At 40.5% G+C, this 8896-nt stretch carries 8 protein-coding genes; 2 read left to right on the forward strand and 6 right to left on the reverse strand.

Going from position 1 to position 8896, the window contains the following annotated elements; genetic code table 11:
* Positions 1-139 precede the first annotated feature (139 nt).
* The 6 genes from csrA to ribA all read right to left on the reverse strand — a co-directional run bounded on the left by csrA (position 140) and on the right by ribA (position 6212).
* Positions 140-331, reverse strand: a complete 192-nt coding sequence (gene csrA / locus GQR55_RS19290; RefSeq protein WP_004587515.1) for a carbon storage regulator CsrA — start codon at positions 329-331, stop codon at positions 140-142.
* Between the two features lie 91 nt (positions 332-422).
* Positions 423-1640: an aspartate kinase gene (locus GQR55_RS19295; protein WP_166421882.1), complete on the reverse strand. Its 1218-nt coding sequence runs from the start codon at positions 1638-1640 to the stop codon at positions 423-425.
* A gap of 6 nt (positions 1641-1646) precedes the next feature.
* Entirely contained in the window at positions 1647-4247 is a 2601-nt protein-coding gene (gene alaS, locus GQR55_RS19300) for an alanine--tRNA ligase (protein WP_166421883.1), read from the reverse strand.
* A 19-nt stretch (positions 4248-4266) separates the two neighbouring features.
* Positions 4267-4719: a regulatory protein RecX gene (locus GQR55_RS19305; protein WP_007583805.1), complete on the reverse strand. Its 453-nt coding sequence runs from the start codon at positions 4717-4719 to the stop codon at positions 4267-4269.
* Positions 4719-5507, reverse strand: coding sequence for a BPSS1780 family membrane protein (locus GQR55_RS19310; protein WP_166421884.1), 789 nt, complete (start codon positions 5505-5507; stop codon positions 4719-4721). Before GQR55_RS19310 ends, GQR55_RS19305 begins: the two co-directional genes overlap by 1 nt.
* Before the next feature lie 81 nt (positions 5508-5588).
* Entirely contained in the window at positions 5589-6212 is a 624-nt protein-coding gene (gene ribA, locus GQR55_RS19315; protein ID WP_165741083.1) for a GTP cyclohydrolase II, read from the reverse strand.
* A gap of 251 nt (positions 6213-6463) precedes the next feature.
* Here ribA and GQR55_RS19320 point away from each other — a divergent pair, with 251 nt between their 5' ends.
* Together GQR55_RS19320 and GQR55_RS19325 are read left to right on the forward strand one after the other, a co-directional pair.
* A complete protein-coding gene (locus GQR55_RS19320) occupies positions 6464-7576 on the forward strand; it encodes an energy transducer TonB (protein ID WP_166421885.1) in 1113 nt (370 codons plus the stop codon).
* Between the two features lie 93 nt (positions 7577-7669).
* Positions 7670-8785: an energy transducer TonB gene (locus tag GQR55_RS19325; RefSeq protein ID WP_166421886.1), complete on the forward strand. Its 1116-nt coding sequence runs from the start codon at positions 7670-7672 to the stop codon at positions 8783-8785.
* The last annotated feature ends 111 nt before the right edge of the window (positions 8786-8896 follow it).

Raw genomic sequence — 8896 nt, forward strand, 5'->3', positions numbered from 1 at the left:
ACGGCCCAAAAGTAGGACCGTTCGAATTTCAAAAACTCGGTACACCATTAAGTCAAAACATGCTTAACTGAATGGTGTTAACTCAGTGAGTGGCTTTTAGTCTAGTTGAGCTAATTGCTCAACTACGTATACGTGTTGATTAAGCATTGCCCGGATTAGGGTTCGACTTTTCAGCTTGTATGCGCATGTAAATCTCTTCACGATGCACTGATACGTCTTTTGGTGCATTAACACCGATTCGAACTTGATTTCCTTTAACACCTAGAACGGTAACTGTTACTTCGTCACCAATCATTAGGGTTTCACCTACTCTACGAGTTAGTATTAGCATTCTCTTGCTCCCATGTTCCAATAAAAATTATAAGATTCCGCTTAAACATACTAATGAAAATTAGACTGAAAAGTAAGTAAAAACTCCCAATCTATCCATTTTCTGTTAAAAATGCTTTATGTAATGCACGAACAGCCAACTCTAGGTACTTTTCATCGATTAAAACTGAAATTTTAATCTCTGAAGTCGAGACTAAAACTACATTAATATTTTCCTGCGCTAATGCATCAAAAAATAAACTAGCGACACCAGAATGCGATTTCATACCCATACCAACAGCAGAAACTTTAGCGACTGTTGGTAATCCGCTTATATTTTGAGCACTAAGTTGAGCTTGATCTTCGCTCAATAATTCAAGTGCTTGCAGATAATCATTCGAGTGCACAGTAAAAGCATAGTCTATTTTTTCAAAGATATGATTAACTTGATTAATCATATCTATTTCGATGCCATTATCAGCAAAAAGTTTCAATATTTTTGAAAGATATTGAGTACCTGTTGGCACACCCTCTACTTTAATTAAACATTCGTCACGATTAAACGCAATTCCCGATACAACCTTACTTGGCATATCGCTCTCCTCAAAACTTATTAACGTACCTTCGTCAGGATTAAAGCTCGAAAGCACCCTAAGTGGCACATTATGTCTACCTGCAGCTTCTACCGAGCGAATATGCAAAACTTTAGCACCTAAACTTGCCAGCTCTAGCATTTCGGCAAAGGTAACTTGGCTCATTCTGCGCGCATTAGGTTCAACACGAGGATCTGTAGTATATACGCCGTCAACGTCGGTATAGATCTGGCATTCGTCAGCTTTTATAGCTGCGGCTATTTCTACAGCCGATGTATCGGTGCCGCCTCGTCCAAGTGTTGTAATGTTACCCTCAACATCACGCCCCTGAAACCCTGCAATAATAGCAATACGGTTATGCTCAAGTTCATGTTTTAAGCGCGTAGCAGCAACCTCTGCAATACGGGCTTTGCCAAACATGTTGTCAGTTAGAATATTGACTTGATCGGCTAATAAGCTCACCGCAGAGTGGCCACGTTTAATAATAGCCATAGCAAGGAGCGAAACAGAAACCTGCTCTCCTGTGCTAATTAGTACGTCTAGTTCACGGCTACTCGGGCGAGTATCAATTTGTTTGGCGAGATTAATTAAGCGGTTGGTTTCTCCCGACATAGCAGAGAGAACCACAACCACTTGATGCCCTTGTTGTCTGGTTTTAACAACAAGGTCGGCGACCGCTTCAATTCGCTCTATTGAGCCAACCGAAGTGCCACCGAATTTTTGAACAATAAGCGCCACTTAGGCTTAAGTACGCTCAGTTAACCAAGCTGTAACGCTATCTAGTGCAGCAGCAAGGTTTTGTGGTTCACTACCACCTGCTTGTGCCATATCTGGACGACCGCCACCTTTACCACCTACTTGGCCTGCCATGTGGTTAACTAACTCACCGGCTTTTACTTTGCCTGTTAAGTCTTTAGTTACACCGGCAATTAGGCTTACTTTGTCGCCACTGGCAACACCCAGTGCAATAACACCTGAGCCAATCTTGTTTTTAAGGTCATCAACCATACCGCGAAGCGCTTTAGATTCAGTCCCTTCAACGTTAGCTACAAGTAACTTAACGCCATTAATTTCTACTACTGAGTCAAGTAAAGACGCGCCCGCAGCGCTTGCTAACTTATCGCTAAGCTGCGCAATTTGCTTTTCAAGGCTCTTTGACTTCTCAAGAAGCGCAGTAACTTTTTCAAGTACCGATGCGCTATCACCTTTTACAAGTGCTGCAACATCGCTAAGTTGTTGCTCTTGCTCGCTAACGTACGCAACTGCATCGGCGCCAGTTACGGCTTCAATACGGCGAACACCTGCGGCAATACCACTTTCAGATACTATTTTGAATAAGCCAATATCGCCAGCGCGCTCAACGTGCGTACCACCACAAAGCTCAATAGAATAGTCACCAATAGTTACTACACGTACTTCGTCATCGTACTTTTCGCCAAATAACGCCATAGCACCTTTCGCTTTAGCATCATCAATAGCCATAAGCTCAGTATTAAGTGCAAAGTTACGACGAATTTCGTCATTAACTACACGCTCAATTTCACGTAGCTCATCTTTAGTTACGGCTTCAAAATGCGAAAAGTCAAAACGTAAACGATCTGGCTGAACAAGTGAGCCTTTTTGGCCTACATGCTCGCCTAATAACTGGCGTAGTGCTTCGTGTAAAATATGCGTAGCGGTGTGGTTTTTCTTAATGCTGTCGCGGCGCGTATCATCAATAGTTGCATCCACTTTGTCATTAACACCAATACGGCCTTGTACAGTACCGTGGTGAGCAAAAGCATTACCAAGTTTAGTTGTGTTAGTAACGTTAAATTCGCCACCAGCCACTGTAATAGTTCCGGTATCACCCGTTTGGCCGCCAGATTCTGCGTAAAACGGTGTGCGGTCTAGTACTACAATACCTTGTTGACCATCTTCTAGTAACTGTACAGCTTCGCCACCGGCAAAAATTTCAATAACGGTCGCGCTATAATGTGTGCTGTCGTAACCTTTAAAGTCAGTGTGCTTGTCTGATTTTAATTGGTCGTTGTAATCGGCACCAAATTTACCCGCTTGTTGCGCTGTTTTACGTTGCACGGCCATGCACTCTTCAAAGCCTTGATGATCAATCGTCATCTGGCGCTCACGCGCAACATCGGCTGTTAAATCAGCTGGAAAGCCGTACGTATCGTAAAGCTTAAATACTAAGTCGCCCGGTATAATATCGCCTTTAAGGTCGCTTAAGCTTTCTTCTAAAATAGCTAAGCCACGTTCAAGTGTTTTACCAAACTGCTCTTCTTCAATGCGTAATACTTTTTCGATAATTTCTTGTTGCTTAGCAAGCTCAGGATACGCTTGACCCATTTGCTCAATGAGCGCAGCAACTAATTTATAGAAAAACGAACCTTGTGCACCTAACTTATTACCGTGGCGTACAGCACGACGAATAATACGACGTAGTACATAACCACGGCCTTCGTTAGATGGCATAACACCGTCTGAGATTAAAAACGCACACGAACGAATATGATCCGCCACTACACGTAGTGACTTATCGTCCATGTCTTGTGCATTAGTAACACTTGCAGCAGCGGCAATTAAGCCTTGGAATAAATCGATTTCGTAGTTTGAATGCACGCCCTGCAAAATAGCAGAAATACGCTCAAGGCCCATTCCCGTATCAACAGATTGCTTAGGTAGAGGCAACATTGTGCCGTCGCTTTGACGGTTGTACTGCATAAATACCAAGTTCCAAATTTCGATGAAACGGTCGCCGTCTTCCTCTGGAGAGCCCGGAGGTCCGCCCCAAATATGCTCGCCATGATCATAAAATATTTCAGAACACGGACCACACGGACCGGTATCGCCCATAGACCAAAAGTTGTCTGAGGTAGCAATACGAATAATACGATCCTCAGATAAGCCAATGTCTTTTGACCAGTACTCAAACGCTTCTTCGTCATCGTGGTAAATAGTTACTAGGAGCTTTTCTTTTGGTAGTTTTACTTCTTCAGTTAAAAATTCCCATGCAAACTTAATAGCTTCTTGCTTAAAGTAATCACCAAAGCTGAAGTTACCTAACATTTCAAAAAATGTATGGTGGCGAGCAGTGTAGCCCACGTTTTCTAAATCGTTATGCTTACCGCCAGCACGTACACAGCGCTGCGAGCTAGTCGCACGTGTATAAGGGCGGCTTTCTGCGCCTAAAAATACATCTTTAAATTGCACCATGCCGGCATTGTTAAATAACAACGTGGCATCGTTACCCGGAATAAGCGAGCTTGAAGGTACAACTTGGTGTTGTTTGCTGGCAAAAAAGTCTAAAAACTGTTGCCTAATTTGTGCGGTAGTCATGTGCTGCATTTGAAAGTCTCACCTGTATTTACTGTGCTTGCATTGCAAAATTAATTTCATCGTAGCTAAAACCCCGATACATTAAGTAGCGCACGCGCTTAGCTTTATCTTTGTAATCGAGGTCGGCCGGTGTATTCGAATATTTTTTATTGTACGCATCCTGCGCAAGCTCAAACCAATCTACTTCAAGCTCCTCAACTACCAATTCAAGTAGCGAACGATCAATCCCTTTGCCCATAGCTTCGCTTTGTATTCGCTTAAGCCCGTGGCATTTAAATATGTGTTTTCTTACAAAGCCTTCACAGTATCGCTGCTCGTTAATAAAATTATGCTTTTCGCACCAATCAAGCAGCGTTTCAATAAACTCTTCTGTCGCTTCTTTTTGCTGTAATTTAAGCGTTAACTCACGACGCGAATATTCTTGGCGCCCTAGTAACCAAAGTACATAGTTTTTTAGCTTTTGCTTTAATTTATCATCCATTAAGCGTCAAAACGCCCGCTTGTTTCACTGCTAAGTGGCTTAACATTAATGTCGTCACTTGGTGGTACAACAGGCATAAAAATGGCTTGATAAGATACAAAAAAGCTAATGTAGCAAATTGGCATTAAAATCAACAGTGGTAAGAACGATAAGAACATCGAAAGCGCCATTAATAATGCGCAAATAAGGCCAAAAACGCCAAGTGGCAAAATGTTATGATAAAACACCATTAACGATTTTTTAAGTGCCGTTAAAATGCGTGTTTCTTTACTAAAATAAACAAGCGGTACAGCGTAAGCAAACGCCGTTAAATAAATTAGCATTGCCATAAAAAACAAAATGACATTCGCGCCCGAAATACTCTCAAGCATTTGTTCAAGTGCTACGTTTGGATCAAGTCCTGGTTGGCTCATAACAGCCACCGCATCGGCAAATAAGCCATTAGCAAGTAACGCCATTAAAATGCCCGCACCCATTTGGTAAAGTGCTAAACGTAGTAACCCTAAACGATTTCCCTTAGCCGTAAATGGCTTGAGAATATCGGCTAGCATAATTTTTCCGCCCTGCTGCTTACTAAGCACCGCTTGGTAAAAGCCTGCGGTTAAAAATGGCGTAGCTAGCGCTGCCACAACTTGCAGTAAAGGTAAAAATAAAGACAGCAGCCCTACAATGCCAATAAATAAATGCATAAAAATAAAGGTTGCTGGCTGGGTTTTAAAAATAAGCCATCCGGCTTTTAACCACTTTAGCCCTGCATCGGCTTTAAAAATTCGTAATTGTGTAGACATACTTGCTCTTAATTTAAAACGAAACACGCCAAGTATAACTTGGCGTGAGGGGGTATTAATAGACGAAACGTAATTAAATACTTAAGGTTTTTTAATTTTCTTAATATCTAACATGTGCGCGCCATGCTTAATTTTAGTTTCTAGGTACGACTTGTTACCCGCAACACCCGCTTTAATATGCGCATGCGTGCCAACAACCGAGTCAACATTAATACCGGCATCTTTTAATGCGTTAAGCTTTTTAGGATTATTGGTCATTAATTTAACGTGGCTTAAATTAAGCGCATTAAGCATTAACACCGCATCCGAAAAATCACGTAAATCATCAGCAAAGCCTAAATGATTATTAGCTTCGTAGGTGTTCATACCCTGCGATTGCAATACGTAAGCATCAATTTTGTTGTATAAACCAATGCCACGGCCTTCTTGGCGTAAATATAATAAAATACCGCCTTGTTCGTGCATCATTTCAATACATTCATTTAGCTGCTCGCCGCAATCACAACGCGATGAGTAAAATACATCACCCGTTAAACACTCAGAATGCATACGAATAAGCGGTACATTTTGCTCTGTATCAGCGTTGTTAAACACCATAGCAATATGTTCTTTACCATCTTTTAAATCAGTAAATGAGATTATTTCTGCAGGGATATCACTATTTTTGCCAACATTAAGCTGGACTCTTGCTCTTACTTGCGCCACGACAAATCCAAATATTTAAATAACTACGACACGATAATAGAGTGATAATATCACAAGATAGGATGAATACACCGTAGTACAAGACTGTTTATGGCAAATATATGGCGACGACAGGCGTTATTTTCAATGATCGTTAAGCAATTAATAACCCGAATATTACAACCTCGCTTGTTTACTTTAATTTACCTAAAATAATGACAGGCCTTGATAGTTTTGGTAATTTTATGGGCTAATAAATAATAGGGATTATTATGAAGCACCAACAGCTCGCCATATCGATAGGATTAAGCTTATTAGCCTTTGCTAACTCCACTTTCGCAAACCAAGTAAATAGCATTCAAGTTGTATCTGCAAACGCCGAAGAAACTGACTCAGCATTTGTTGCAGCCAAAGAACAAGCTGAAAAAGAAGCACAACTTGCTTATCAAAAAGGGCTCGCTCTATATGGAGAAAATAGCAATGAAACGGCAAAGCTTGCTATTAACTACGCTAAAGCCATCAACAGTTATGTTGCAAAGAACCTTGTGGCTATAGGGTATGGTAATGAAGAGAAACGGTTTGATTTGTATTCACAGGCCCACCGTATTTTAGTTAAAAACTATGGCGAAAACTCAATAGAGACTATGGATACGCTACTAGCCAAAGCAACTCATACGAATAAATCAGATACCGCAGTCAAAAACTTTAAGCAACTCATTAAAATCGCTGAATTACAAAATAACCCAGGCCTTGTCGCCAATATGCAATTTGAAGCTGCAGAAACATTACTTTATGGGTTTAGCCATAGCGAATATTCTTTAGCGAAAATATACGCTCAAGATGCAGATAAATATTACCAAGCCCAGCTACCTGATAATGCAGTAGAGCGTATAAAGTCTGACCTTTTAATGGTTTCATTTGAGAGTGGCCGTAAAGATTACGACAAAGCAACTAAAAGGCTAAACCGTATAGTTGGCTTATTTGATAAATATAAAAATTTAGATCAAAGCTTTAAGCTTGATGCTCATATTGGTTTAGTTCAGCTATATGAAAAACAAGATGAAAGCGATAAAGCGACTAAACATGCCTTAGCCTTTGCTAAAAATACGCAGTGGAAAGATGCCTCAGAGCAAAATCCACTTTACATAATCGAGCCTATATACCCCCGTGGTGAATATAAAAGTCATGTAATAGTTATATTAGAGATTACTGTTGATACCCAAGGCTTTGTGAAAAATCCTAAGGTTATTAGTTCTGAAGGTTCTAAAGCGTTTGAAAAATCAGCGATAGCCGCTGTTAAACAATGGCGTTACGCTCCAAAGTTTAAAAATGGAAAACCTGTAAATGCAATAACACAAGCTGAACTGTATTTTGAACGGCTTTAAGTAGTTTTACCATTCAGCCAAGAATTATATTAATAAGAAAACAATTGTAATTACGTCAACCTAATTTTAATTTAAAAGTTAATAGGGATTATTATGAAACGTCAACAACTCGCTTTATTTATAGGCTTAAGTTTATCTGCTTTAAGCGCAACAACTTTAAGCACTACAGCACTTGCAAGCCAAGCAAACGATCCTCAAGCGGTATTTAGCCAGGCATATCAAAGCTATTTAGCAGCAGTTAAAGCAAACAAAAACGTACAACAAACTGCCAAGCTTGCTTACACATCGGGTAAAACTGTTTATGGCGAAAGCTCAGATAACACCGCTAACTTAGCTATTAACTACGCTAAGGCCATTAAAGGCTACGGCGATGAGCTAAACGAGCAGCGTTATACCCTTTATAACGAAGCCCATACTATTTTAGCTGCAAACCACGGCAAACAATCAATAGAAACAGTTGATGCACTGCTCGGCCAAGCTAACTACACAACATCGGCATATCAAGCAGCTAACTTTTTAGAACAAGTAATTGAAATAGCTAAAACACAAAATAATCCTAAGTTTGTAGCCGACATGAAACTAGAAGCGGCAACGCTACTGGCTAAAAAGTTTAGTTCTAAAAAATATCGCGAAGCTAAAAACTACCTAGAAGAAGCCGACGAATACTACCGTGAAAATATTCCGAGTAGCTCGGTAGAGCAAATTAAAGCCAATTTTTTAATAGCCTCATTTGCCGAAGGTAGCAAAAAATATAACCGAGCAATTGAGCGCTTAAATAATATAGTTACTGCATTTGACGATAACTTAAGCTTTGATCACAGTGCTGAGCTAACTGCTCATTCAAAACTTGTGGGTCTGTACGAAAAACAAGGTAAAAGCGAAGAAGCAACTAAACATTGCCTAGCTATCGCTCAAATGGTGCCATGGAAAGAATCGCAAGAGCAAACACCTCTCTATCGTGTTAATCCTAAATACCCAGCGCATAAAGCCCGGTTTAGTACCGATGGTAGCGTTGTTATGGAGTTTGAGGTAGACACTGCAGGCTTTGTAAAAAACCTAAAAGTGCTTAGTTCTGAAGGTGGCAACGCATTTGAAAAGTCAGCCCAAGCAGCCGTTGAGCAATGGCGTTACGCACCAAAGTTCGAAAATGGCAAACCCGTTAGCGCTACTTCTCAGGTACAACTCGACTTTAAAATTAACCGCCACTAAAAGCGGCTCATTAAAAAAGGCGCTTTATGCTGTCTCTTATACACAAATCCCTGCTAAGAAATTAGCGGGGATTTTTTTGAACTAAATCTCAATGTCATGATCAGATCTTCA

Origin of the sequence: Pseudoalteromonas sp. Z1A8 (assembly GCF_011378855.1) — a bacterium.
Taxonomy (GTDB): Bacteria; Pseudomonadota; Gammaproteobacteria; order Enterobacterales; family Alteromonadaceae; genus Pseudoalteromonas.